Annotated in this window: 24 protein-coding genes; 17 read left to right on the plus strand and 7 right to left on the minus strand. The window is 32.9% G+C overall.

The window, feature by feature from the left end; translation table 11 throughout:
- The first annotated feature begins 8 nt into the window (after positions 1 to 8).
- The 3 genes from guaB to HMPREF3125_RS03205 all read left to right on the plus strand — a co-directional run bounded on the left by guaB (position 9) and on the right by HMPREF3125_RS03205 (position 4,461).
- Positions 9 to 1,475: an IMP dehydrogenase gene (gene guaB, locus HMPREF3125_RS03195; protein ID WP_017638438.1), complete on the plus strand. Its 1,467-nt coding sequence runs from the start codon at positions 9 to 11 to the stop codon at positions 1,473 to 1,475.
- 25 nt (positions 1,476 to 1,500) lie between these two features.
- Entirely contained in the window at positions 1,501 to 3,042 is a 1,542-nt protein-coding gene (gene guaA, locus HMPREF3125_RS03200) for a glutamine-hydrolyzing GMP synthase (RefSeq protein ID WP_017638437.1), read from the plus strand.
- A gap of 219 nt (positions 3,043 to 3,261) precedes the next feature.
- Positions 3,262 to 4,461, plus strand: a complete 1,200-nt coding sequence (locus HMPREF3125_RS03205) for a GTP-binding protein (RefSeq protein WP_070451920.1) — start codon at positions 3,262 to 3,264, stop codon at positions 4,459 to 4,461.
- A gap of 103 nt (positions 4,462 to 4,564) precedes the next feature.
- On the opposite strand, the gene HMPREF3125_RS03210 is transcribed toward HMPREF3125_RS03205, so the two are convergent.
- From HMPREF3125_RS03210 to HMPREF3125_RS13210, 3 genes are all read right to left on the minus strand, one after another.
- Positions 4,565 to 5,422 (minus strand): trypsin-like serine peptidase, encoded by an 858-nt coding sequence (locus tag HMPREF3125_RS03210; protein WP_017637010.1) that lies wholly within the window; start codon positions 5,420 to 5,422, stop codon positions 4,565 to 4,567.
- A gap of 659 nt (positions 5,423 to 6,081) precedes the next feature.
- Complete coding sequence (locus HMPREF3125_RS13205; RefSeq protein ID WP_219906379.1) at positions 6,082 to 6,150, minus strand: hypothetical protein; 69 nt, start codon at positions 6,148 to 6,150, stop codon at positions 6,082 to 6,084.
- 65 nt (positions 6,151 to 6,215) lie between these two features.
- Positions 6,216 to 6,320 carry a hypothetical protein gene (locus HMPREF3125_RS13210; protein WP_219906378.1) on the minus strand — a complete coding sequence of 35 codons (105 nt, stop codon included), beginning with the start codon at positions 6,318 to 6,320 and terminating at the stop codon, positions 6,216 to 6,218.
- Between the two features lie 616 nt (positions 6,321 to 6,936).
- On the opposite strand from HMPREF3125_RS13210, the gene HMPREF3125_RS03215 reads away from it, so the two are divergent.
- The 3 genes from HMPREF3125_RS03215 (at position 6,937) to HMPREF3125_RS03225 (ending at position 11,517) form a co-directional block, all read left to right on the plus strand.
- A complete protein-coding gene (locus HMPREF3125_RS03215) occupies positions 6,937 to 8,436 on the plus strand; it encodes an NADH dehydrogenase subunit 5 (RefSeq protein WP_070451924.1) in 1,500 nt (499 codons plus the stop codon).
- Between the two features lie 14 nt (positions 8,437 to 8,450).
- Positions 8,451 to 11,027: a DUF2309 domain-containing protein gene (locus HMPREF3125_RS03220; protein ID WP_046467373.1), complete on the plus strand. Its 2,577-nt coding sequence runs from the start codon at positions 8,451 to 8,453 to the stop codon at positions 11,025 to 11,027.
- A gap of 118 nt (positions 11,028 to 11,145) precedes the next feature.
- Positions 11,146 to 11,517, plus strand: coding sequence for a Na-translocating system protein MpsC family protein (locus HMPREF3125_RS03225; protein ID WP_029056574.1), 372 nt, complete (start codon positions 11,146 to 11,148; stop codon positions 11,515 to 11,517).
- Between the two features lie 53 nt (positions 11,518 to 11,570).
- On the opposite strand, the gene HMPREF3125_RS12425 is transcribed toward HMPREF3125_RS03225, so the two are convergent.
- Positions 11,571 to 11,816 carry a hypothetical protein gene (locus tag HMPREF3125_RS12425; protein WP_026083468.1) on the minus strand — a complete coding sequence of 82 codons (246 nt, stop codon included), beginning with the start codon at positions 11,814 to 11,816 and terminating at the stop codon, positions 11,571 to 11,573.
- A 485-nt stretch (positions 11,817 to 12,301) separates the two neighbouring features.
- Between HMPREF3125_RS12425 and HMPREF3125_RS03230 the strand changes: the two genes are divergently transcribed.
- From HMPREF3125_RS03230 to HMPREF3125_RS03245, 4 genes are all read left to right on the plus strand, one after another.
- Positions 12,302 to 12,976 (plus strand): phosphatase PAP2 family protein, encoded by a 675-nt coding sequence (locus HMPREF3125_RS03230; protein WP_046467374.1) that lies wholly within the window; start codon positions 12,302 to 12,304, stop codon positions 12,974 to 12,976.
- Between the two features lie 66 nt (positions 12,977 to 13,042).
- Complete coding sequence (locus HMPREF3125_RS03235; protein WP_070451958.1) at positions 13,043 to 13,774, plus strand: alpha/beta hydrolase; 732 nt, start codon at positions 13,043 to 13,045, stop codon at positions 13,772 to 13,774.
- Between the two features lie 27 nt (positions 13,775 to 13,801).
- Positions 13,802 to 14,044 carry a hypothetical protein gene (locus tag HMPREF3125_RS03240; protein ID WP_070451927.1) on the plus strand — a complete coding sequence of 81 codons (243 nt, stop codon included), beginning with the start codon at positions 13,802 to 13,804 and terminating at the stop codon, positions 14,042 to 14,044.
- A gap of 215 nt (positions 14,045 to 14,259) precedes the next feature.
- Positions 14,260 to 15,588, plus strand: coding sequence for a sodium-dependent transporter (locus HMPREF3125_RS03245; RefSeq protein ID WP_070451930.1), 1,329 nt, complete (start codon positions 14,260 to 14,262; stop codon positions 15,586 to 15,588).
- Between the two features lie 71 nt (positions 15,589 to 15,659).
- On the opposite strand, the gene HMPREF3125_RS03250 is transcribed toward HMPREF3125_RS03245, so the two are convergent.
- From HMPREF3125_RS03250 to HMPREF3125_RS03260, 3 genes are all read right to left on the minus strand, one after another.
- Positions 15,660 to 16,280: a LysE/ArgO family amino acid transporter gene (locus HMPREF3125_RS03250; protein ID WP_176745277.1), complete on the minus strand. Its 621-nt coding sequence runs from the start codon at positions 16,278 to 16,280 to the stop codon at positions 15,660 to 15,662.
- A gap of 205 nt (positions 16,281 to 16,485) precedes the next feature.
- Positions 16,486 to 17,364: a glyoxalase III HchA gene (gene hchA / locus HMPREF3125_RS03255; RefSeq protein WP_070451936.1), complete on the minus strand. Its 879-nt coding sequence runs from the start codon at positions 17,362 to 17,364 to the stop codon at positions 16,486 to 16,488.
- A 144-nt stretch (positions 17,365 to 17,508) separates the two neighbouring features.
- Positions 17,509 to 18,045 (minus strand): pentapeptide repeat-containing protein, encoded by a 537-nt coding sequence (locus HMPREF3125_RS03260; RefSeq protein WP_017637020.1) that lies wholly within the window; start codon positions 18,043 to 18,045, stop codon positions 17,509 to 17,511.
- Between the two features lie 295 nt (positions 18,046 to 18,340).
- Here HMPREF3125_RS03260 and HMPREF3125_RS03265 point away from each other — a divergent pair, with 295 nt between their 5' ends.
- The 7 genes from HMPREF3125_RS03265 to HMPREF3125_RS03295 form a co-directional block, all read left to right on the plus strand.
- A complete protein-coding gene (locus HMPREF3125_RS03265; RefSeq protein ID WP_070451938.1) occupies positions 18,341 to 19,249 on the plus strand; it encodes a PLP-dependent cysteine synthase family protein in 909 nt (302 codons plus the stop codon).
- Complete coding sequence (locus HMPREF3125_RS03270; RefSeq protein WP_070451941.1) at positions 19,242 to 20,387, plus strand: bifunctional cystathionine gamma-lyase/homocysteine desulfhydrase; 1,146 nt, start codon at positions 19,242 to 19,244, stop codon at positions 20,385 to 20,387. Before HMPREF3125_RS03265 ends, HMPREF3125_RS03270 begins: the two co-directional genes overlap by 8 nt.
- Positions 20,388 to 20,645: 258 nt before the next feature.
- Positions 20,646 to 21,713, plus strand: coding sequence for a Leu/Phe/Val dehydrogenase (locus HMPREF3125_RS03275; RefSeq protein ID WP_017637023.1), 1,068 nt, complete (start codon positions 20,646 to 20,648; stop codon positions 21,711 to 21,713).
- 736 nt (positions 21,714 to 22,449) lie between these two features.
- A complete protein-coding gene (locus tag HMPREF3125_RS12430) occupies positions 22,450 to 23,868 on the plus strand; it encodes a YSIRK-type signal peptide-containing protein (RefSeq protein WP_083279969.1) in 1,419 nt (472 codons plus the stop codon).
- A gap of 33 nt (positions 23,869 to 23,901) precedes the next feature.
- Positions 23,902 to 25,089 carry a hypothetical protein gene (locus HMPREF3125_RS03285; RefSeq protein ID WP_070451944.1) on the plus strand — a complete coding sequence of 396 codons (1,188 nt, stop codon included), beginning with the start codon at positions 23,902 to 23,904 and terminating at the stop codon, positions 25,087 to 25,089.
- Between the two features lie 80 nt (positions 25,090 to 25,169).
- The gene (locus HMPREF3125_RS03290; protein WP_070451947.1) at positions 25,170 to 25,958 is read left to right on the plus strand and encodes an Ig-like domain-containing protein; all 789 of its coding nucleotides are present in this window, start codon (positions 25,170 to 25,172) and stop codon (positions 25,956 to 25,958) included.
- Positions 25,959 to 25,975: 17 nt separating this feature from the next.
- Positions 25,976 to 26,844 (plus strand): Ig-like domain-containing protein (locus tag HMPREF3125_RS03295; RefSeq protein ID WP_256278062.1); only part of this gene is annotated, 869 nt, incomplete at its 3' end.

Below are 26,844 nucleotides of genomic sequence, written 5' to 3' on the forward strand. Positions count from 1 at the left end.
GTTTTTAAATGTGGGAAAATAAGTTTGCTAAAGAGTCATTAACATTCGATGATGTATTATTAATTCCAGCTCAATCAGACGTGTTACCAAGTGATGTTGATTTAAGCGTTCGTTTATCAGATAAAATTCAATTGAACATTCCGATTATTTCTGCTGGTATGGATACAGTTACAGAATCTAAAATGGCAATTGCGATGGCAAGACAAGGTGGACTAGGCGTTATCCATAAAAATATGGGTATCGAAGAGCAAGCTGATGAAGTACAAAAAGTAAAACGTTCAGAAAATGGCGTTATTAGTAATCCGTTCTATTTAACTCCTGATGAAAGTGTTTTTGAAGCAGAAGCTTTAATGGGTAAATATCGTATTTCAGGTGTTCCAATTGTTAACAATAAAACAGATAGAGAACTAGTAGGTATTATTACTAATAGAGATTTACGTTTTATTGAAGACTTTTCTATTAAAATCTCAGATGTAATGACTAAAGAAGACTTAATTACAGCTCCAGTAGGTACAACGTTAGATGAAGCAGAATCAATTTTACAAGAACATAAAATTGAAAAACTTCCTTTAGTAGAAAATGGCCGTTTAGAAGGACTAATCACAATTAAAGATATTGAAAAGGTATTAGAATTCCCATATGCAGCTAAAGATGCTAATGGTCGTTTATTAGCAGCGGCAGCTATTGGTATTTCTAAAGATACTGATATTAGAGCTGAAAAATTAGTAGAAGCAGGCGTTGATGCACTTGTTATTGATACTGCACATGGTCATTCAAAAGGTGTTATCGAACAAGTTAAACATATCAAAGAAAAATATCCTGACATCACATTAGTTGCTGGTAATGTGGCAACTGCTGAGGCGACTAAAGCACTATTTGAAGCGGGTGCAGATGTAGTTAAAGTTGGTATTGGACCAGGTTCAATTTGTACAACTCGTGTAGTTGCAGGTGTTGGTGTACCACAAATTACAGCTGTTTATGATTGTGCAACTGAAGCACGTAAACAAGGCAAAGCAATTATTGCAGATGGCGGTATTAAATTCTCTGGAGATATCATTAAAGCATTGGCAGCTGGTGGACACGCTGTAATGTTAGGTAGCTTATTAGCAGGAACTGAAGAAAGTCCTGGTGCTACTGAAGTATTCCAAGGTAGACAATACAAAGTATATCGCGGTATGGGATCTCTAGGTGCTATGGAAAAAGGTTCAAATGACCGTTACTTCCAAGAAGATAAAACGCCTAAGAAATTCGTACCAGAAGGTATTGAAGGCCGTACAGCTTATAAAGGACCTTTACAAGATACAGTTTATCAACTTATGGGCGGTGTAAGAGCTGGTATGGGTTATACTGGTTCTGAAAATCTTGAAAAATTACGTGAAGAAGCACAATTCACACGTATGGGACCAGCTGGTTTAGCAGAAAGCCACCCACATAATGTTCAAATCACTAAAGAATCACCAAACTATTCATTCTAATAAGATTTAAAGGAGAACGACAATTATGGAAATGGCGAAAGAGCAAGAGTTAATTCTTGTCTTAGACTTTGGTAGCCAATACAACCAATTAATCACAAGACGTATACGTGAAATGGGTGTATATAGTGAGTTACACGACCATGAAATTTCTATTGAAGAAATTAAACGTATGAATCCAAAAGGTATTATTTTATCAGGTGGTCCTAATTCAGTTTATGAAGAAGGTTCATTTACTATCGACCCTGAAATTTATAACTTAGGTATTCCTGTATTAGGTATTTGTTATGGTATGCAATTAACTACTAAATTATTAGGTGGTAAAGTTGAGCGTGCCAATGAACGTGAATATGGTAAAGCAATCATTAATGCGAAATCTGATGAATTATTCTTTGGCTTACCATCAGAACAAACTGTATGGATGAGTCATTCAGATAAAGTGATCGAGATTCCAGAAGGATTTGAAGTTATTGCTGATAGCCCAAGCACAGATTATGCAGCTATCGAAGATAAATCTCGTCGTATTTATGGTGTTCAGTTCCATCCAGAGGTACGTCATACTGAATACGGTAATGATTTATTAAGAAACTTTGTGCGTCGTGTTTGTAATTGTACAGGCGAATGGACAATGGAGAACTTTATTGAAATCGAAATTGAAAAAATTCGCGAACGTGTAGGTGACAGAAAAGTACTATGTGCTATGAGTGGTGGTGTAGACTCATCTGTTGTTGCTGTATTATTACACAAAGCGATTGGTGATCAATTAACTTGTATCTTTGTCGACCATGGTTTACTTCGTAAAGGTGAAGGCGACATGGTTATGGAACAATTTGGTGAAGGTTTCAACATGAATATTATTCGTGTTAATGCACAAGATCGTTTCATGGATAAATTAGCTGGTGTATCAGACCCAGAACAAAAACGTAAAATCATTGGTAATGAATTTGTTTATGTATTTGATGATGAAGCATCTAAGTTAAAAGGCGTAGATTTCTTAGCGCAAGGTACACTTTATACAGATGTAATTGAATCAGGTACTAAAACAGCTCAAACAATTAAATCTCACCATAATGTAGGTGGATTACCTGAAGATATGGAATTTGAATTAATCGAACCAATTAACACGTTGTTTAAAGACGAAGTACGTGCTTTAGGTATCGAGTTAGGTATTCCAGAACATTTAGTATGGAGACAACCATTCCCAGGTCCTGGTTTAGGTATCCGTGTACTTGGTGAAATTACTGAAGATAAATTAGAAATCGTACGTGAATCAGACGCGATATTAAGAGAAGTAGTTAGAGAAGAAGGTCTTGAAAGAGACATTTGGCAATACTTCACTGTACTTCCAGGTATTCAATCTGTAGGTGTTATGGGTGACTACCGTACATACGATCATACAGTAGGAATTCGTGCTGTAACATCAATTGATGGTATGACTAGTGACTTTGCTCGTATCGATTGGGAAGTCTTACAAAAGATTTCAAGCCGTATCGTTAACGAAGTTGACCACGTTAACCGCGTTGTCTACGATATTACTTCTAAGCCACCTAGTACAATAGAGTGGGAATAATTAAATAATATATATTTAAGGCTAGAAACCCTATATTAGCGGTTTTCTAGCCTTTTTATTTTGCTTTGAATAAGTCATGTATAAATTGTTCTATATTTTTTTAAGAACTTCCTTCGATAATCTTATTTAAAATCGTTATTGATTAATCGGAATTAATCCTATAGAATGTAAAACGTAATAATTACTATTTACATAACAGAAAAAGAAAGGGAGTTTATTATGGCTAAAATTCCAGTAACTGTGTTAAGTGGGTATCTAGGTTCTGGTAAAACAACATTATTGAATCATATTTTACAAAATCGTGAGGGACGACGAATTGCGGTTATTGTTAATGATATGAGTGAAGTGAATATCGACAAAGACTTAGTAGCAGAAGGTGGAGGTTTATCTCGAACTGATGAAAAATTAGTCGAGCTATCAAACGGCTGTATTTGTTGTACGTTGCGCGATGATTTGCTAAAAGAAGTTGAACGTATTGTTAAAAAGGGTGGTATTGATCAAATAGTGATTGAATCCACAGGTATTTCTGAACCAGTACCTGTTGCACAGACGTTTTCTTATATCGATGAAGAATTAGGGATTGATTTAACGGCCATTTGTCGATTGGATACAATGGTAACGGTTGTAGATGCTAATCGATTTATTAACGATATTAATTCCGAAGATTTATTAATAGATCGTGATCAAAGTGTAAGTGATGAAGATGAACGTACCATTGCGGATTTACTTATCGACCAAGTAGAGTTTTGCGATGTGATGATTATTAATAAAACAGATTTAGTATCAAAAGATGCATTAAATCGATTAGAACAAATTTTAACGACACTTCAACCTGAAGCGAAAGTGATTAAAACTGTAAATGCTAAGGTTGATTTATCAGAAGTATTAAATACACAACGTTTTGATTTTGAAAAAGCAAGTGAATCTGCTGGCTGGATTAAAGAATTAACAGAAGGGGGCCATGCGGAACATACACCAGAAACTGAGGAATATGGAATTTCTTCATTTGTATATCGTCGACAATTACCTTTCCATGCTGAAAGATTTAATGAATGGTTAGAACACATGCCGGAAAATATTGTTAGAGCTAAAGGAATAGTCTGGTTAGCTCAATATAATCAAGTTGCATGTCTATTTTCTCAAGCTGGATCGTCTCAATCGATATATCCAGTAACATACTGGGTAGCGAGTATGCCACGTGCAAAGCAGGAAATGATTTTAGAAGAAAGACCTGATGTTGCAGAAGAATGGGATTTAGAATATGGAGATCGTCATACACAATTTGTTATTATCGGTACAAATTTGAATCAAGAGCAAATCATTAAAGATTTAGATCAATGTTTAATAAATAGTAGTGAAATTGATGCAGATTGGTCACAATTGTCAGACCCGTATCATTGGACGATTACATCCAAATAATCTAGATTTTAAAAAATAAAGTTTCACGTGAAAACTACATATAAAAAAGATACTCCCTTGTACTACTTATAAAGTAACAGTAGTACAAGAGCGTACCTTTAAATTATTTAATATTATCTTTTACAAATTTACCAGCTTTTCCTTTAAATGATTCTCCGCCAGCCATTTCTTGTTTGGCATATTTATCTGTAGAATTATTCCATAAATTATAGCCATAAGTACGAAGACCATAAATTTTTGAATATTTCCCATCTAACATAGGAGAACCAGAAGCACCAGCTCTGAAAATATCTTTTGTCATAATTTCAGTACCATTTGCTGAAAATTGGACGAATCTTAATTTACTAAAATAAGCTTTAGTATTGTCGCCATTTTGCCATGGATATCCTAATGAATATAATGGTGTATTAAATTTTAATCCTTTGATTTCCTTGTCAGTTGCTAATCGTATTGGCTTAGCATATTTAGACATTTTCTCTTTGGTATGAACAACAGCTATATCATAACCTGATAATTTTTTTACATCAGAGGCATGGAATTTATAAGGAATATGCTTCCCATCTCGGTTCATTGCGAACGAGATATATTTCGCTGAAGCGGCTTTTCCATTTTTATCATCAATAACATGAGCATTTGTAACAAACGTATGATCTCCGATAACTGTACCTGTGCCCATTGAATCTTTGCCTTTACCTTTATGGCCATTCATATTAGAAACTCGACCAATTGCTTTTAAATTATTTTTATTAGCTTTTGTATAATGTTCAATACTGATTGAGTTTTTACTTATTTTCTTAGCTTTGGGATAAGCTTGTTGGTCAGATGGAGAATTTAATCCATCACGGTAGTAATGATCTGTTTCAGCATGCGCTTGTTGAGAAAATGTTGCAGTGGCTGTCAACGCAATTGTAGTGATCATGACACTGCTAATAATCGTTTTTATTGGTTTGAAATATGACAAAATAGAAGTCCCCTTTGTTTTTTAAAGTTGATACGAAATTTTAAAAAAGTCAAAATAAAATAATGATTATTGTAAATTTATTATCATCAATCAGTTTCATTATATGTGAAATAAGTTGTATTACAATAGAAAATTTAAAATTTGTTGTAATTGATTAATTAATAATAATAAATATGTAAAATGTAACAATAATAGCAATAATATAAATTGATAATTACTGCATAAAATAAAACAACGACTTTTCGAATCATAAAAATGTTGCTTTAAAGAATAATTCACTAAATATCTATATCTTTTCTTATATAAATGTGATATTTTTTATTGTAACAAAGAAATCATTTTATCCGATTACATCTAGCTCTCATGTAGAGTTAGATGTTTTTTAATGACACAATCAATAGGAACGAATGAGATGGACATATTATATCTAATAAGGTGTAAACTGTTTGAACCGTTTATTTCCGTATTATTGTAATGCAAACTAAAAGAGGCGAGACCTAATGTCTCGCCTCTTTTATATATTTATTGTCTTTATTTGAAGAAGCCAATGATAGTTTTGATGATTGAAATGATGCTTGTAACGATTTCCATTGATAGTCCTCCTTTTCAATCAGAATGAGTTATTTATTGGGTTAGTGCAATTTTTGAATAATATTAGATTATTTATTGCCTTTTACAAGATCGATGATTGTTTTCACTAAAGAAACGATACCTGAAATAATACTCATGTATAGCCCTCCCTTTTAAATGGATTAGTGTTATTTAAATACATATAATCGTCATTAAAGACGAATTATTTATTACCTTTTACAAGGTCGATGATTGTTTTTACTAAAGAAACAATGCCTGAGATGATTTCCATTATAATTACCTCCCTTGTTTGACTTGTTAAATACATTGTAACGAGATAAAGGATGGTTTATGACGAAATTTCCTAACTTGTATTTTGAAGGTCATAACTGGGCGTTTTCATTGAATAACTCACAGAATTTCATGCCTAAGTGTATTAACTATTAAATGCCTTTACAAAAGCTTTACATGGCTGTTTTGAAGTTGTAAAGATATTGAATTTTCATATAAAATTAGCGTCTTTATTGGTATGAGATTTGACATAGTTAATATCATCGACTATATTAATATTAATATGCTCAAAAGTAGAATTAAGCTTTAGCTAGCGATGATTGCTATAAAATTATAGTGTTTATCGAGAGTGAAAGAATAGTTGGCTTTTGACCGGACACAGAAAATTAAAAAGGTAGCTTTTTAAAAGGAAATAACATCATTCTAAGATTAAAATACATACGTAGATTTAAAATGCGAGGAAAATGAGAAGTTAAGTCGACTTTTTCACAAGGAGTAAAGACCGCTAACTTATTTAAAATTCAAGTCGTAATGTTGATGATATTTCAAGTTGAAATGAAGCCTATAGTAGCATGTTTCTCATAATTCAGAGTGTGGGATATTGTCTATTGTAGGCTTTTTATAGTACGTAAATTTAAACAGAGGAGGTATCGATGTTAAGTATGAATGCACTCTTAATTGTGTTCCTTATCACTTTACTCATTGCTATGCTGAGTGGTTTAGTATTTTTATCTGCTAAAGTTCCCACTCAATATATTAAGATACATATGTATATGCTTGTCTTACCTATCATTGTAGGACTGATTGGATTATTTTCAACGACAAATCAACTTATCATTGGCCCTTTTAAATTAGATAAATTGGCTTGGTTAATGGGAAGTTTCATTTTAATATTAGGTTTTATTATCCAAAAGTTTTGTGTTCGTTATTTGCTTGGAGATAAAAATTATCGTCAATATTTCCCATTATTCACTTTGATTACCGTTTTTGCATCTGTTGCATGGTTAAGTGGTGATTTAAGATTTATGGTTGTAAGTTGGGGCGCAACATTATTATGCCTTACGTTATTAATTAGAGTTAATCGTTTCTGGAAAGTACCACATGAGGCTGCTAAAATTTCTGCTAAATTATTTTTAATTGGATGGCTAGCATTAGTTGTAGCTGTTGGTTTGTTATATATTTTTACAGGTCATTGGTATATTGATGAAGTAGCAGTTGATTATAGTCATTTATCTTTTGGCATGAAATTAATTATAGATTTATGTATTGTACTGGCTGTGATTATTCCCGCAGCACAGTTTCCTTTCCAAAGTTGGTTAATTGAATCTGTTGCAGCACCGACACCTGTATCAGCTATTATGCATGCCGGAATAGTCAATGCTGGTGGGATTATATTAACAAGATTCGCACCTGTATTTGATAATGCAATAGCGATTACAGTTTTATTGTTGATTGCGAGTGTCTCAGTGTTACTTGGTTCAGGAATCAGTTTGGTTCATGTCGACTATAAAAGACAACTTGTAGGATCTACAATGAGTCAAATGGGCTTTATGCTTGTTCAATGTGCATTAGGTGCATATTCGGCAGCTATTATTCATCTTGTGTTACACGGCGTATTTAAAGCAACATTATTTTTACAATCTGGATCTGTAGTTGGCAGATTTAATATACCAACGCCACCTAGTGCTAAAAGATCATATGGATGGATCTTGTTAGGTCGACTATTGGCGTTAGTGATTGCAGTGCTATTTTGGATGAATAGTGATCATAGCGCTTATGAGCTAATTAGCTCGCTTATACTAGCATGGTCGTTAATGGTGTCATGGAATCAACTAGTTGCCTTTAGTAAGACGATTATGGGTAAAGTGGTTGGTGTTTGTATGATTATTATTGTTGCTGTAGTTTATATTGTGACGCATCATTTCTTTAAATATTTATTAAGCACAGTGGATATTAGTGTGACGCATCCACCGATTATAAGTAGCATTATAAGCATTGCTATCTTAGTATTTGGAAGTGTATTTAGTATTTGGGTATCACGACATCGTAACTCGCATGCATTTGCTGTATTGTATTTATGGTTAGTTAAATTGGGTGAGGCGAAATCAGCTTCAGTTGAAAGCTATCCAACATATTTGAAAAAGTATTTATAAAAGGGTGAAAAACTATGGTTAATTCACAACAAAATAGCAATATCGAAATGATTGTCTCTGAGGCTAAGCGTGTCATTACACCGTTATCACCAATTTCTATTTTTGCTGCGAGAAATCCTTGGGAAGGTTTGGAAGGACAAACATTTAACGAAATAGCTACATGGCTAAAAGATATAAGAGATGTCGATATTTATCCTAATTATAGAGCGGTTGAAAATGCTGTACAACATGGTGAGATAGATGAAGAAATCTTTGAAACATTATTAAATGAAGCAATTCAATCGTCTAATATCAAAGTAGAAACCGAATTTGAAAAACGTTATATAGATAACATTAAACATATTGAACCAATTTCAGATGATCTTTTAGATACTACTATGCGTCATCGTATCTTTGAAACTTTACCTAAGGTTTCAAACAGAGATGTAAATCAAGATTTATACCGACCTAAGAGTGCGGATAGTGTTAATGCAAAAGGTGAACGATTAATTGATGAGGTAGATATGCATATGATTAAGTGGTCTAAACTGTATTTAGACCAGTTTCAATCTAGTTGGACTATGCCTAAGAGAGAGCAAGGCTTTTATACTGCATGGTTACATTTAGCACAACATGATCCTAATCTGTCTAAACAAGCAAGACAACTTGTTCGTCAGTGTGCATCTACTTCACACGAAATGATTAGCCAAGTATTAACAGATTTGAATATTCAAAGTGCAGACTGGCAAGCTTATATAGAAGGACAGTTGTTAGCTTTACCAGGTTGGGCTGGGATGATGTATTATAGAGCAGAAGAAAATGAATCAGAGCGTCAACTCTTAACAGATTACATAGCAATAAGATTAGCCACTGAATATATTTTATTATCAACAACTAAAGAACAATACAACGTGTCTAATATTTATCACTATAAAGACGTAGATTTAGTTATAGCATTAATGTTTTATGGTCATTTATCACTTGAAGAGTGGGATCAATTATCTAAAGAAGATAAAATAAGATACTTAGATTTTGCGAGAACATATCATAGACAGTATTTCCAAAAATTATGGCTTGATGCATGGGAAGAAACACATGAACGTGATTTAGTAGATACAATTTATGAGTCGTCAAATTCAGATAGTGAACCACAAAAGACACAAGCCCAGTTAGCGTTTTGTATCGATGTCCGTTCTGAACCGTTTCGTCGTCATCTCGAAGGAGAAGGCCCATTTGAAACAATAGGTATTGCCGGTTTCTTTGGTTTACCTATTAAAAAAGAAGTTATTGACGCACAATTCGATCATGAATCTTTACCTGTCATGGTACCACCAGCGTACAAAATTCAAGAATACGCAGATCGCCATAAATTAGAATATTATCAGCAACAACAACATACAATTACATCAATGCTTTATACATTTAAATTAATGAAACATAATGTTCTACCTAGTCTATTATTACCAGAATTAAGTGGGCCATTTTTAAGTCTAAATACCATTGCCAATACGTTAATACCAACAAAAGCAAGACAATTTGCACATCGGTTCACTAAAAAATGGCTTAACAAACCTGAAACAAAGTTAACCATCGAAAGAGAGCATCATGTGTATTCAGAACTTCCTATTGGTTTAACGGAAGAAGAGCAAGTTCAATTTAGTAAACAAGCACTACAATTAATGGATTTAACGAAAGATTTTGCACCACTTGTCGTATTAGGTGGACACGGTAGTGAATCTCATAATAATCCTTATCATTCTTCACTAGAGTGTGGTGCTTGTGGAGGGGCTTCAAGTGGATTTAATGCTAAATTGTTAGCGATGTTATGCAATATGTCTTCTGTAAGAGAAGCACTGAAACAAGATAACATTAATATTCCTGATGAAACTGTCTTTGTTGCGGCAGAACATAAGACCTCAGTAGATAAGTTGGAATGGATATATGTCCCAGAATTAACAGAAAGTGCACAACAAGCGTTTGATTTAATAGAATCTGTTATGCCACAAGTAAGTTATAAAGCTAATTTAGAACGTTTGGCAAACTTGCCTAACTTAAATAAAGAGCATAAAGATCCAGTAGCAGCAGCATATCAATATGCGAGTGATTGGAGCGAGATAAGACCCGAATGGGGGTTAGCTAAAAATGCTGAGTTTGTTATTGGTAAACGTTCAATTACTGAAAATAGTAATTTAGAAGCGCGAGCATTCTTGCATAATTACGATTGGACAGAAGATCAAGATGGTCATTTACTCAATACAATTATTTCTGGACCAGCACTAGTTGCACAATGGATTAACCTACAATATTATGCTTCAACTGTAGCACCACATTACTATGGTAGTGGTAATAAGAGAACACAATCAGTCACATCTGGACTTGGTGTCATGCAAGGTAACTCTAGTGACTTAATGTACGGTTTGCCTTGGCAATCAGTAATGGCTCAAGATAACGAAATTTACCATTCGCCAATACGTTTATTAGTCGTTATTCAAGCACCTGATACGCATATTCAACGCTTATTAGCAGATAATCAAAAATTCGCTCAAAAAGTCGACAATGGATGGGTACGTTTAGCAAGTATTGATGAAAATCATAGTTGGAAAGATTGGTAAATGTATATATAGATAGCTTACTTAAGAGATTTCAATTGGTTATGGCGTTTTTGATGTTATTTTCGAATAATATGGAAAATGTTAAACTATATGTAATCAATATTTAGGAGTCGTCTATATGAAAAAGTCTAAAGGTGTATATGAAGCTGAAATTAGTAAAGCGATCACTCAATGGGAAAAGGATTATTTAGGAAGAGGTTCTTTATCTGTTAAAACTGACATACTAAGAGATATGGTGATTATCAATTTGCAAGGAATATTAACACCTGCAGAATATCGCGTTTGTGAGACGAATGAAGGTTTATTGAATATTAAACGCACAAGATCTGAATTAGTTGAATCGGGTCAAAATGATCTTAATAACATTATTCATCAAATTACAGGAATTGAAGTAGTCAGTTTCCATAGCGATTTAAGTACCGTTACAGGTGAACGTGTGATTGTCTTTAAATTAAAAGACAACTTTGAAAAATTAATCAACCAAGCTTGATTTATATAGGAACAGTATGATTTTACGTTAATAGACAAAGGTCATACTGTTTTTTATTTTAAATATAATAAGTACATCACGTAAACATAAAGTCTATAAATGATACCTAATAAATTCGGAAAAATAATCATAGAGGCTAGTAATTTATCACCTTTGAAACCGACAATACATAAAATAATAGGTATCATATAGAGAATGAATAACCAATATAATAGTGTGTCAAATGAGGGATGAATAGGTAAGAAAAAGCGAAATAATGTAATTAACAAGGCACAATAGATTAATATTATTTTGCTCATAAAGGATACCTTTCTAACTATCAAACATAAATGGGTACAGTTGAATGATTACAGTACTTATATTTGAATACGTTTTTAACGTGTGATAGCTATATTTTTTAGATTTTTATTATTATTATAAATTCAATTATACAATAATTTATATGCAAAAGGTATGAGAATTCCAAAGCACTATAGTCATTTAATATCAATTATAAATGGTATCTCAACCTCACTTTAAGCGATTGAATCGTATATAATACATGTAATGGTTGAAAGCACAAAGGATATCATTAACGAAATATAATGAATATAGGTCAAAATAATCGACGTTTAAATAATGGTACAAACGATGGCTTAGTCCAAGAGATTTTGATGGACACAGTTATCAAATAGCAAATATAACATAATTAAAATCCGACATAAGGCCGAGCCCAACATATGGTCATTTTGTATATGATATAAGAGTTAAGTAACTAAAGTTTGTAAGAGATAGAGGAGATTATATGATAAACAACAAAATAACGACAGGAAAATTTACCATTCCTTTATTTTTGATCAGTGTGTGCTTGTTTATATTTGTTGCATTGCGTATTACTCATGAAGGCGCATTTTTAAAAACACTTGATTTAAAGTCATTACATTGGCTTACTCAGGAATTTGGTACACCACATCGAAATTTTGAAGGTAATTGGTTCAATCATTATATGACATTTTCTGCCACTATAGGCGACGTAAGTGGTGTAATTATTATGTCACTTATTATTACAGTGGTTTTAATGTTTAGATATAAACATATTGCTTTATGGTTTATTTTAACAATTTTAAGTGGCACATTAATGAATATATTAATCAAAATGACAATAGAGCGTACAAGACCGTTTAATCATTTAGTCGTTGACAAAGGGTATTCTTTCCCTAGTGGTCATTCTAATGCCAGTACGCTATTATTTGTAACAATGATTTTTGTGATTATACCAGTAGTTCGCCATGCTATATTGAGGTACGCAATGCTCGTTCTTGCGATCATATTGTGGTTAAGTATATTATTTTGTAGATTATACTTTCATGCGCACTACCTTACAGACGTCATTGGTGGTGTCACATTAGCATTGGCCTGGATCGCACTATGGCTTGCTGTATATCCATTGTTTAAAAAATTAAAGTTAAAAGACAAATAGTTAATGTCTTTTTAAAAGTGATATTATATACGTATTAAATTTTAAAAGTTAGGAGAGTACGACATGATGAATATTAAATCACCAAGTCCACTTTATTTAAAAGGTACAAACAATCAAGCGATATTATTATTACATTCATTTACAGGTACCGTTAAAGACATGAAACATCTTGCAACAACATTGAATGAACAAGGATTTACTTGTTATGTACCTAATTATCCTGGTCACGGACTACCAGTGACACAGTTTGTAGCGTACAATGTTGAAGATTGGTGGCATTGCGTGCAAGAAGCGTATCAATTTTTAAAAAGTGAAGGATTTGAGAAAATTAATGTTGCTGGCGTCTCATTAGGTGGTTTATTCACATTACATTTAGCTGAAAACGTTGAGTTAAATCGTATTGTCGTCATGTCTGCACCAAGTGAAAAGACGAAAGCAGGTATCTCTTGGCGTTTGGAAAAATATGGGAAACGTATGAATGACATAATGAGATTATCAGAAAGTGAAAGCACTCATGAATTAGCGCAAATAGAGGATTATCAAAATGATATAAAAACATTCCAAGAGGTTATTAATGATATTATGTCACATTTGAATGAAATTACTGCAACTGCAAGAATAGTATATGGTGGTCAGGATGAAGCGGCTTATGAAGACAGTGCCCACTATATTTTCAACCAAATCAGTAGTGAACATAAAACGATACAAGAATTCCCACGCAATCAACACTTGATGACGCATGGTGAGGGTAGAGACGAATTGGAGCAAGATATTGTTAAGTTCTTCACTGAGCAATAATATCTTTATAAAAGGGCGTGTTCATAGATGAAAAGGACTTTTTTATTAACATATATAACGGCTTCGGGTAAAACATATACAGAATTTAAGACATTTGAAAATGGTATAGATAAAGATAAATGTGTGAGACGAATTTTAGATGAATTTGATGAGTTGCCATATTTATATTTAGAAAAGGGAAATAGCATCCATTATATCAATGTTGATCACATTGAAAGTTTAGAGATTGAAGAAGTACATGATGGACAGTCAATCACTTATAGCAGTTAAAATATGAAAAGCTAAAAATTTAAAATAATGTTACAAGGAAAATAGTCATAACTCATTCATTTTCAGTTTATGTTTAAATACAAATTGAAAAGGTGAGCAAGGCTATTTTTTTATTATTCTGACAATTTAGATGGATATTGCACATAAATGCTATAAATGGTAAAGTGTTACTTAAATACATAAACGCTTTAATGTGCTAAAGGAAGTGATTGGATATGAGCAAACAATCAGAATGGAAGACATCAACTGGTTTTATATTGGCAAGTGCTGGTTCTGCAATAGGTCTAGGAGCAATGTGGAAATTCCCTTATATGGCAGGCATTTATGGTGGCGGCGCATTTTTATTAATGTTTTTAATCTTCACCATATTTGTAGGACTACCATTATTAGTAATGGAATTTACTGTTGGGAAAATGGGAAGAACCTATACCACACAAATATATAGTAAACTTACAGGCAAAAAATGGTTAAATATTATAGGGTGGAATGGTAACTTAGCAGTATTTATCTTATTCGGTTTCTATAGTGTTATTGGCGGATGGATTATAATCTATATGGCTAATGTCATTTGGCAAATAGTTACGTCGAACACATCTGATCTTGGCCAAATTCAATTTGAATCGATTATTAGTAATCCATGGTTAACAGTATCAGGACAGGGTATTTTTATTTTCTTAACAATGATTATAGTCATGCTCGGTGTCGAAAAAGGCTTAGAAAAAGCTTCCAAAATCATGATGCCGTTACTATTTATCTTTCTAATAATTGTTGTTGGAAAATCGTTAACTTTAGACGGTTCTATGGAAGGTGTACGTTATTTATTGCAACCCCGAATTAAAGATATATCAATGGAAGGCATCTTATTTGCTCTTGGACAATCCTTCTTTACATTATCATTGGGAACGACTGGGATGATTACTTACGCAAGCTATGCTCCGAAAGCTATGACAATTAAATCATCTGCTATTTCAATTGTATTGATGAATATTTTAGTTTCAGTTTTAGCGGGATTAGCAATCTTTCCAGCGTTAAAAACATTCGGATACCAGCCGCAAGAAGGGCCCGGTTTATTATTTAAAGTGCTACCTTTAGTATTCGATAAAATGCATTTCGGTATCGTTTTTTATCTTATCTTTTTAATTTTATTTTTATTTGCAGCATTAACATCATCTATTTCATTATTAGAGCTAAACGTTTCTAATTTTACAAAAAATGATAATACTAAACGTCGACCTGTTGCACTTATCGCAAGTATACTCGTATTTATCATCAGTATTCCAGCCACTTTATCGTTCGGTAGTTTAAGTGGAATTAAATTTGGCGCTGGCACTATATTCGATAACATGGATTTTATTGTATCTAATATTCTAATGCCATTAGGAGCTCTAGGTACTACATTTGTTGTAGGCCAATTATTAGATAAAAATTTATTAAGAGAAAACTTTGGTAGAGACAAATTCAAACTATTTTTACCTTGGTATTATTTAATTAAATTTGTTATGCCAATCGTAATTATTTTAGTATTTATAGTTCAGTTATTTTAAAAATAGATTTTAGATAAAAATATAGCAATAAAGGCTTATCGAAACTACGAATTTCGATAAGCCTTTTTATATTATCCAACCAAAATATGCCAAATATTTTTGATGATAAGTAAACTGACAATTAGAACGATAATACTCGAGATTTTATTTAAAATAATGATGTATTTACCAGTTTTATCAACAGACCCTAACATTTTTCCAAGGACTGCTAACAAAATAAACCAAATCCAAGAAACTGAAATAGTAGCTATTGCGAATAATACCTTTTCGTTACCTTGATACATAGAAGTGCTAGTACCAATGACGCCGATTGTATCCATAATCGCATGGGGATTAAGTAGTGAAACAGAGAGTGCAAATCCGATTTGTTTCTTAGCGCTCATAGGTTCCATATGTTCTAAATTATTTGGCTTTTCATTCCACAATGACCAAGCCATATATAATAAGAAGGCTAGGCCAATAATATAAATTACTAATTGTAAAATAGGTAGTGACATTAAAACGAGTGAAACACCTAATATAGCTAATACTATTAAAGTCGTATCACATAAACCTGCTGTAATAATGACTGGTAATGCTTTGGTTAATTTCTTTTGATTAGCTCCCTGGTTAAATACAAATACGTTTTGAGCACCTAATGGCAAGATAAGACCTAAAGCAAGTAAGAATCCATGAATCATAGGTTGCATAATAGTACCCCTTTTTTATGAGCTAGAATATTTATCTTAAAAAGTTTAAATATCTGAATATTTAAAAATATTATACGGAAGACATATATACTTTTCAATATTAAATATTTTATTAGGGATTGTTCTCATAAAAAAGCCCGAAGCAGTTGTGTTTAAAATGCTTTGGGCTATGAAACATATATTTTGAAATTGAGATTAACAAATTAGATTATGACTCTTTTGTGGCCTCGACTAATGTATCTGCTGCAAGTAAACCAAGATTATTTGAAGCTAATGGACTATCGCCAGTTAATAACTTACGGTCTTGGTGTGTCTGGCCACTCATTTCTTTATTTACAATATTAAGTCCTTGTTTGCTTAATAAGTCTGCAACTAACCATTTAAGTTTACCTGGCAAGTAACCAATGTCGATATTAGCGCCGTCATCAAGCGCATCAGGGAATACACAAACTGAATAGCCTTCAAATGGTGATGATTCTCTATTTAAACCAGCAGATAATAATGCAGCAGGACCATGACATAATGTGATAATAAACTTATCATAATCTAATGCCCAATCTAATGTTTGTTGTACATCTTCACTTTCGGAAATACCAACTACAGCCGCATGTCCTCCAGGTATAAATAGGGAAATATAATCTGAATCAGGACCGAGTTCATTTTTAACTACTTCTGATAACACTTTTGGTTGTTTTAGTTTTTCCTTTAATTTATTGTAAGTCGATTGAACAGCCTCATCTTCTCCAGGCATAGCCCAATGTTCCAATTTTACAGGATAACCCGTTAATGTAGCTACATCGACATCGAAACCTGCTTCCATTAAATGATGCAATGGTAATAACATTTCTACTGGGTGATTACCTGTGGAGAACATTTTGCCGTTTTCTAACAATACATATCGTTCTTCTGCGGCAATCATTAATACTTTCCATTTACCTCCAGTATAAGCATTTTTATGTTTGACACCATCAAAGTCTGTTTTAGGTGCTGTATATTGACTTAATGAATAAGGAGAAGGGAAAAATGCATTATCCTCCGCTTTATCAGGCGTTGGCACTTTACTTAATTCACTTGTGTCTTGAGTCATATTCAATTCCTTCTTTCGTAGGTTTGTAATGTTTATTACCTTGTAAGATACCTCATAAACATATACTAATAGCTACATGTCTCTCTTTTAATATAAAAAATGTACACTAAGACAGCATTATAAGGTCTAAGTGTACACGTTGAATTAGATGTATTGTACATTTTCGAAAATGACATTTTGTTTTTGAAGTTCTTCTGCAATATTTTGAGGTAATTTAGTATTTTTAAATGTCACATGATCAAAGAAGCAGTGTTTTAATTTTATATTTTCAAATACAGATTGGTTAATTTCTGTTTTTTTAAAAGTAACATTTTTAAATGTAGTATCAGTGATTTTAACCTCACTAAACGTGTTGCCATCAAATACAACATCTTGAAAGACTGTATTATTAATCGTTGTTTCATCAAACGTCGTATTTTCTGCGTTAATGTTTTTAAATTGGTTTTTGTAAAAATTAACTTGTTCGAATATGCAGTCATTCAAACTACTATTTACAAATTTACTATTTGAGACAGCGTTAATGTTTTTAAATATACCTTCATTAAAATTACAATTTTTAAAACGACTTTTATTAACTTCTAATTCATCGTACATAGAATTTCTAAAATTAGTTGAATTATGATTTACATTTTTATAGTTTTCTTGAGTGAATACAGATAGCGATAAGTCTTTATTTGCCATATAATTACAAACTCCTTTACTAGCGTTAAATGATATTTCTTTTCTTGTACAGGAAAAATAAATATAAATTTATAGAATTAATATACGTTATTCATCATAACATGAGATGGCTTCTGGTACATTTGATTGAGTTTGAAACTAGAAATATAAAAATATGATCTATTATAAACAGTGAAATTGCAAAATATTCTAAAATCATTTATAATTCATACCTGTTAAATAAGAATTATTGGAATATGGGAAAAGGGTATTGTATAGTTTTCCTTAAAATACATAGGAGATGTATATATATAACATGATTGCATACGATTTGATTGGACAAACACCACTTGTTTTATTAGAAAGTTATAGTGATGAAAACGTTAAAATTTATGCTAAACTTGAGCAATTTAATCCTGGAGGCAGTGTCAAAGATAGGCTAGGAAAGTATCTTGTTGAACAAGCAATAGAAGAAGGACGTCTTCAACGCGGTGATACTATAGTGGAAGCTACGGCTGGAAATACTGGCATAGGATTAGCTATAGCAGCTAATCGCTACGATCTAAAATGTGTCATATTTGCACCTGAAGGCTTTTCTGAAGAGAAAATTTCAATTATGCGTGCGTTAGGTGCTGATGTAAAAAGAACAGCTAAAGATGAAGGCATGATTGGAGCACAACAAGTTGCCAAACAATACGCTACTGACACACAATCCATTTATATGAATCAGTTTGAAACTAAACATAACCCTGATGCCTATACACATACCTTGGGGAAAGAACTTACAGATGAACTGAATCATATTGACTATTTCGTAGCTGGTGCTGGATCTGGTGGTACATTTACAGGTGTAGCAAGACATTTACAACCTTTAGGTGTTAAAAGCTATATTGTTGAACCAGAAGGCTCGATATTAAATGGTGGGCCAAGTCATACTCATGACACAGAGGGCATTGGTTCAGAGAAGTGGCCTGGATTTTTAGAGAAAACTTTAGTCGACGGTATTTTTACAATTAGTGATAAACATGCTTTTGAAAACGTAAAAAATATTGCTAAAAATGAAGGATTACTTGTAGGTAGTTCATCTGGTGCAGCATTACAAGGTGCACTTGAATTAAAACAACAATTAGACAAAGGGGTAATCGTAACCATATTCCCTGATGGTAGTGATCGATATATGTCAAAACAAATATTTAATTATAAGGAGATGGATGATAATGAATAAAAAAACACAAATGATTCATGGCGGACATACTACAGACGAATATACAGGTGCTGTAACAACACCTATATATCAAACAAGTACTTACTTACAAGATGATATTGGAGATTTACGTCAAGGTTATGAATATTCTCGTACAGCCAATCCAACGCGTGCATCATTAGAAAGTGTCATTGCAGATTTAGAACATGGTAAACATGGTTTCGCATTTGGGTCAGGTATGGCTGCAATTAGTGCAGTTATTATGTTATTAGATAAAGGCGATCACCTTATATTAAATTCTGATGTATACGGTGGCACATATCGTGCATTAACTAAAGTATTTACAAGATTCGGATTAGATGTTGATTTTGTTGATACTACAAATATTGATGAAGTTGAAAAATATATTAAACCTGAAACTAAAATGTTATATATTGAAACACCTTCTAATCCGTTATTACGTGTAACAGATATTAAAGGTACAGTAGATATTGCTAAAAAACACAATTTGATTTCTGTTGTAGATAATACATTTATGACACCTTATTATCAAAATCCATTAGACTTTGGCATTGATATTGTTTTACATTCTGCTACTAAATACATTGGCGGACACAGTGATGTAGTAGCTGGATTAGTAGTAACTGCTGACGATGAATTAGGAGAACGTATTGGTTTTATTTCTAATTCAACAGGTGGCGTTCTTGGACCACAAGATAGTTATTTATTAGTAAGAGGAATCAAAACACTTGGCTTACGTATGGAACAAATTAATCGTAATGTTGAAGCGGTTATTGATATGCTTCAATCTCATGACAGTGTACAAAAAGTATTCCATCCAAGTGTGAAAAGTCACCTAAATTATGATATACATGCAGCGCAAGCAGACGGTCATACAGGTGTAATCGCTTTTGAAGTGAAAGATACTGAAGCAGCTAAAAAAGTGATTCACGCAACACAATATTTCACTTTAGCTGAAAGTTTAGGTGCAGTTGAAAGCTTAATCTCAGTACCTGCTTTAATGACACATGCGTCTATCCCATCAGATGTGCGAGCTAAAGAAGGTATTACTGACGGCTTAATTCGTTTATCAATAGGTATTGAAGATACAGATGATTTAGTCAATGACTTAAAACAAGCACTTAACACATTAAATTAAATCTAATTAGTCATATATAAGCGTATCTTTCTTTCATTTAATAATTCACAACATTAATAGATCGAGATTAGTATAAACTGACGACAAAGAATCAAATTTTGTCGTCAGTTTTTTATTTTTAATAGAAAAGTAAGGATAAATAAATTTTCATATAATTCTCAATTTGGCTAATATTGTGCGTGTTTTAAATTAAGATTATTCCTATTTTGTCAGGGTATGCGAATAATGTACATTGAATTATAGAGAGGGGTATTTTTAATGATTTTCGAAACTATGGAACAAGAAGACTATGAACAAATGGTTTTTTGCCAAGATAAAGCAACAGGCTTAAAGGCAATTATTTGTATTCATGATACGACACTTGGACCAGCATTAGGCGGTTGCCGCGTTAGAAATGATTATAATTCTGAAGAAGAAGCAATAGAAGATGCTATGAATTTAGCACGTGGTATGACATATAAAAATGCAGCTGCTGGCTTAGACCTTGGTGGAGGTAAGACAGTAGTGATGGGTTCACCTAATAAAGAAGATGAAGAAGCATTTTATAGAGCATTAGGTCGCTATGTTAATACATTAAATGGTCGTTACTATACAGCAGAAGATGTTGGTACATCTGAACATGAAATGAATTTAATTTATAAAGAAACACCATATGTTTGTGGTACTAGTCAATCATTTGGATCAGCAGGTAATCCTAGTCCAATGACTGCTTATGGTATTTATATAGCAATGAAACGTACGGCTATGGAACAATTTAATGGTGAATCACTCGAAGGTAAAACAGTAGCCGTCCAAGGTGTAGGTCACGTATCATATGAACTTTGTCGCTTATTACATGAAGACGGAGTTAAGTTAATTGTGACTGATATCAATAAAAATAACGCACAACGAGCAGTTGATGAATTTAATGCACAATTTGTCGAACCAGATGACATCTTTTCAGTAGAAGCGGATATTTTCGCACCATGTGCACTTGGTGGTATTTTAAATGATGATACTATTCCTCAATTAAAAGTTAAAGCCGTATGTGGTTCAGCGAATAACCAATTAAAAGATGAAAATAAACATAGTAAAATGTTAGAAGAAAAAGGTATATTATATGCACCAGACTATATTGTTAATAGTGGTGGTGTAATCAATACAGCTGACGAATTAAATGGTTACAATGAAGCGCGTGCGACAGAAAGTATTGAAGGTATCGATAAGATTGTTAAACATATATTCGATATAGCTAAATCTCAAAATAAGACACCATTAGAAGCTTCACAACATTTTGCTGAAACACGTATGAATCAAATGTCACGTATTCATGATATTAGAAAATAAAAATGATGAAATAAAATATAGAATTGTTGTAGCCTGGGATAAATAACTGTCTCAGGCTACAATTTTATATTGGCAGTAGTTGACTGATAAAGTAATTCTTTTTCTTTAGAAATTAGAATTACTTATGCATGAGTGTTAACTCATGTAATCCTTAGTGGAACACCTTAGCTAAAGCAAATGTGTAAGTATCACTAAACTATTTAAAAATAGTAGTGATACTTTATTTTAAATTCTAGTCAACCTTGCCGGGGTTAGACTACGAAATAAATTTTAGGAAAATATTATTTCTGTCTAACTCCCTTTTTAATTGTGTAATGAAATTGATGAGATATGATACTCAACTTGAAGTAATAACTGCTATTTTGAAAAATTACTTTAACAAATTTGAATAATCGAAAATGATTTTGGTTATTCGGGTTTATAAATCATATATCCGGATAAAGGAAAGTTATCAAAGTACAATTTTATTATTGAATAGAGAAAGCATATAAAAAATAAAACATAAAATGTATATCTGTATTAATTGAAATTTGGACAAACTTAATTGCGTACAAAATAGTTTTGTCAAATCCATTTTATATATTTATTCATATTATTACTAAAAAATGATAAATATAAATTTGGATAAAAATTGTACAGATATATAGTTTTGTAACATTTGTAAAAAGTAAATCAATTAAGTATTATATGTATATACAATATTAAAATTGTGCAAAATATATGAGGTGATTCATAAATGAAGAACAAACAAGGCTTTTTACCACACAAACTAAATAAATATGCAATTAGAAAATTCACAGCAGGAACAGCATCACTATTAATAGGTGCAACATTAGTATTTGGAGCAGGAAATGTAGCTAGAGCAGATGAATTAGATAATGCATCTGCTCAAAATAGCGATGGCAACAAAGATAAAAGTGAACCTGTTGATATAACAGAACTCACTAATAGTAATGAAACAAATAGTACAGAAACGAGTGCCACAGACAAAACAGCTACTCAAACAGACAATGCTAATAGTGACCAACAAACTACTACAACTAATAAAGATGTAGAGGAGAAAAAAACAAATAATACTGGCGATAAGCAAAGTACCGAACAAGCGAATTCAGACAACGTTTCTTCAGATAAAACATCAGCACAAGAATCCTCAAGTATTGAACAAAACACAATTGATAACTCAAACAAAAAAGCATCGACAACAAAAGATGAATCTACAACAGAGTCAGCAACTTCTGAGAACAAAACAACATCTACAGATGACAAACAAGTAGAGTCAAATAAAGACGATGAATCTATAAATAAACAAGATAGTGAAACTAATTCTACTTCTAAAGAAAATCAAACTTCAGATAAAACGACTTCAGATAAAACCTCTTCAGAAAAGAATAATACTGCAGATAAAACATCAACTAAAAATGTAGACAAAACAACTTCCAATAAAACAACATCTAAAACAGAAGGAAAAACAACTAAAGCAACAACTAAAAATTCGACATCTAAACAAGATACTAAAAAAGTAACAACTAAAAAGGCTACTGATAAAACATCAACTAAAAAAACTGAATCAAGCAAAAAAGAAACAACATCTAAAAATTCTAGTAAGTCTACTAAAACAAATAAAACAACAGCAAAAGAAACTACTGAATTAACAAAACAATTAGCGAAATCTAAAAATAAAGAAAAAGCAGTGCAATCATTTTTAAATGATCAAGTTTCAACAACTGAAGCAAAAGAAATATTGAAAAATACAGATGTAGACTTTAACAAAGCAACTGATGAAGAAATCAATCAAGCTGTATTACAAGCTGCTTTAAAAGAAATGGTAGACAAACAAAAGAGCACAGAAACATTAGCTACTCAGCCTAGAACTAGAACATTTATGCGCGCAATGGCTACACCTAGAATGCTTGCTGCCGCTGTTAGTGGTGACGAAAAAGCACAAAAATCATTAAATTATTCTGATAACTATACATTTGCGTCACTAGTATTTGATCCTGAAGCTTTAGATTCTGACGCAGTTAAAAATAGTACATCAATTCCATTTAATATTCATGCATATATGTCAGGTTCTAACTCAGGTTCTAGATATAAAATTGATTTAAATCTAGACTCTAAAATTGCAGATCATGTTACTAAAATATCTGTAAATTAAGCTGGTGGTAGCAATCCGGTCACATTTACGAGATTGAAAAATGATGATGGCACACCGTCTAATATTTGGGAGATTAACTATATTCGTGCGAACGGTGGTTTATTTGGTGGCGCTGAAATTTTAGCTAATAAAACAGCAGCTGGTGGTCAAATTGAATTAGATGATACTGTTGAAAATATTCTTAATGAAGCAGGAGATTTAAGTAATAATAAACTTAATTATCAAATCTATGTTAGAGACTCTTCTGCCAATACGATTGTACGTTCATCAGAAAGTAGTGGTTATTTCCTTACATCGACTGATGATGATTTAGTTAAGTTAAATAATAATACATCTACAGCTAATTCAAAAGATTTTAAAGCAAGTAGTGGTACAGCTATTTTAGATACTAAAGTTGGTGATAACGGAGCGATTATTGTTGACCAACAAATCGTTAAAAATGGCACATTTGGTTATGGTGGTGCTTCAAACAAACAATGGAGTTATAACTATCAAATCGATAAAGACTTAATTCCATTTATTCAAAGTGTTGAATTAGATAGATATGATTACAATGGTTTAAATGGATTTAATAAAACTTATAATGCATCTAATAAGGTAGCAGATCTATCTATAGATGCGAACGGTAATGGTACAATTACTGCTAGTGATTTAAACAGTTTAATTGAATTTAATAATGGATTACCAGAGCCAATTGGTATGAGAATTGTTATTAAATTAAATCAAAGTGCTAATAACATTCTGACTAAAGATGCACAATATGACGCAAATGGAAATTTAATTACTTCTACAGCTGACCAAGTTGAAGACTTTACATTTGCAGGTTATCTTACTGATAATGCTGGTCAACTTATTAATAACTCTTTAGGAACATCTTCTTTAGAATTACAAGACTATGATCAAGATGGTCTTTTAGATAGATATGAAAGAGAAGTATCATTAACAGATCCAAATGATGCAGATACAGATGATGACTCTAAAAATGATGGAGATGAGGTTAAGACATATAAAACTTCACCATTAGTAGGTAAACCAACTGCAGCCGATATTACAATTAATGATACAAAAGTAAGTGGATCAGTCACTTTAAAAGCAAATGCAGGTACTCAAACTGCTAAAGTAATTAATTCAGCAGGACAAGTTATTGGTACATCTACTGTGAATGCGATGGAACTTTCTCAGTTACTATCCCTAAATCAGCAGCAGGTCAGTACACAATAGCTATTGATGCATCTAACTATGATAATGATGAAACAAATACATTTAATATTATAGATAATACAATTGTTCCTGCGCCTTTAGTGGATCCAGTTGACGATAATGATACGACTATTGGTGTTCATGGTACGGCTGGTTCAACAATTACGGTTAAAGATAACAATAATAATGTGATAGGCACAGTTACATTAGGAGCGAATAGCACGTCAGGTACCTTAACATTATCTAAACCATTAACAGCAGGAACTCAGTTAACATCTACTGCTAGTAAAAATGGAAAAACAAGTGAAGTTTCACCAACAGTAACAGTAACAGATGCAACAGCACCGGACGCACCTGTGATTAATCCTGTAACAAGTGAAGATACTACAGTGACAGGAACAGCAGAACCAAACTCAACAGTAACAGTGACATTCCCAGACGGAACAACACAAGTTACGACTGCTGATGCGTCAGGTAATTATACTGTTAATATTCCAGCAAATGAAGATTTCACTGGTGGAGAAACAATTACTGCTTCTGCTAAAGATGCAGCAGGTAATAAATCTGTGGATTCAAATATTACAGTCACAGATGCGACAGCACCAAATCAACCTACTGTTAATAGAGTAACAAGTGAAGATAAAACAATTACAGGAACAGCAGAACCAAATTCAACAGTAACAGTAACGTTCCCAGACGGCACAACAGCAACAGCTAATGCAGACGGCGATGGCAACTATACAATTGATATTCCATCAAATGAGGATTTAAAAGGTGGAGAAACGTTACCAGTCACATCAACAGATGAAGCAGGTAATCAATCTGGAGAAGCAACAACAACTGTCACAGATATAACTGCGCCAGAAGTGTACCGACTATTAATCCTGTAACAAGTGAAGATACAACAATCACAGGTCATGCGGAACCAAATTCAACAGTAACAGTGACGTTCCCAGACGGTAATACTGCGACAGCTGCAACAGATACAGATGGTAATTATGTTATTAATATTCCAACAGATGAAGATTTAAAAGGCGGAGAAGAATTATCAGTCGCATCAACAGATAAAGCTGGCAATAAATCTGACGTAGCAACAACAGAAGTTACAGACACAACAGCACCAGAAGTACCAACTGTAAATCCAGTGACAAGTGAAGATACAACAATTACGGGAACGGCAGAGCCAAATTCAACAGTAACAGTGACATTCCCAGATGGAACAACGGCTACTGCTGAAACAGATGCTGATGGTAATTACGTGATTGATATTCCATCAAATGAAGACTTAAAAGGTGGAGAAGTACTACCAGTTACCGCGACAGATAAAGCAGGTAACACATCAGATGAAGCTAGTACGACAGTGACAGATATAACAGCACCGGTCGTACCGACAGTGAATCCAGTGACAAGTGAAGATACAACAATCACAGGTAAAGCCGAACCAAATTCAACAGTAACAGTAACATTCCCAGATGGAACAACAGCGACAGGAACAACAGATGCGGATGGTAATTATGTCATTGATATTCCATCTAATGAAGACTTGAAAGGTGGAGAAACATTACCAGTTACTGCAACAGACAAAGACGGTAATAAGTCAGACCCAGCAACAACGGTCGTAACAGACACAACAGCACCGACAGTACCGACAGTAAATCCAGTAACAAGTGATGATACAACAATCACAGGTAAGGCAGAACCAGGTTCAACAGTGACAGTAACATTCCCAGACGGCACAACAGCAACAGGTACAACAGATGCGGAAGGTAATTACGT

Source organism: Staphylococcus sp. HMSC13A10 (genome assembly GCF_001808005.1).
Taxonomy (GTDB): Bacteria; Bacillota; Bacilli; order Staphylococcales; family Staphylococcaceae; genus Staphylococcus; species Staphylococcus pasteuri.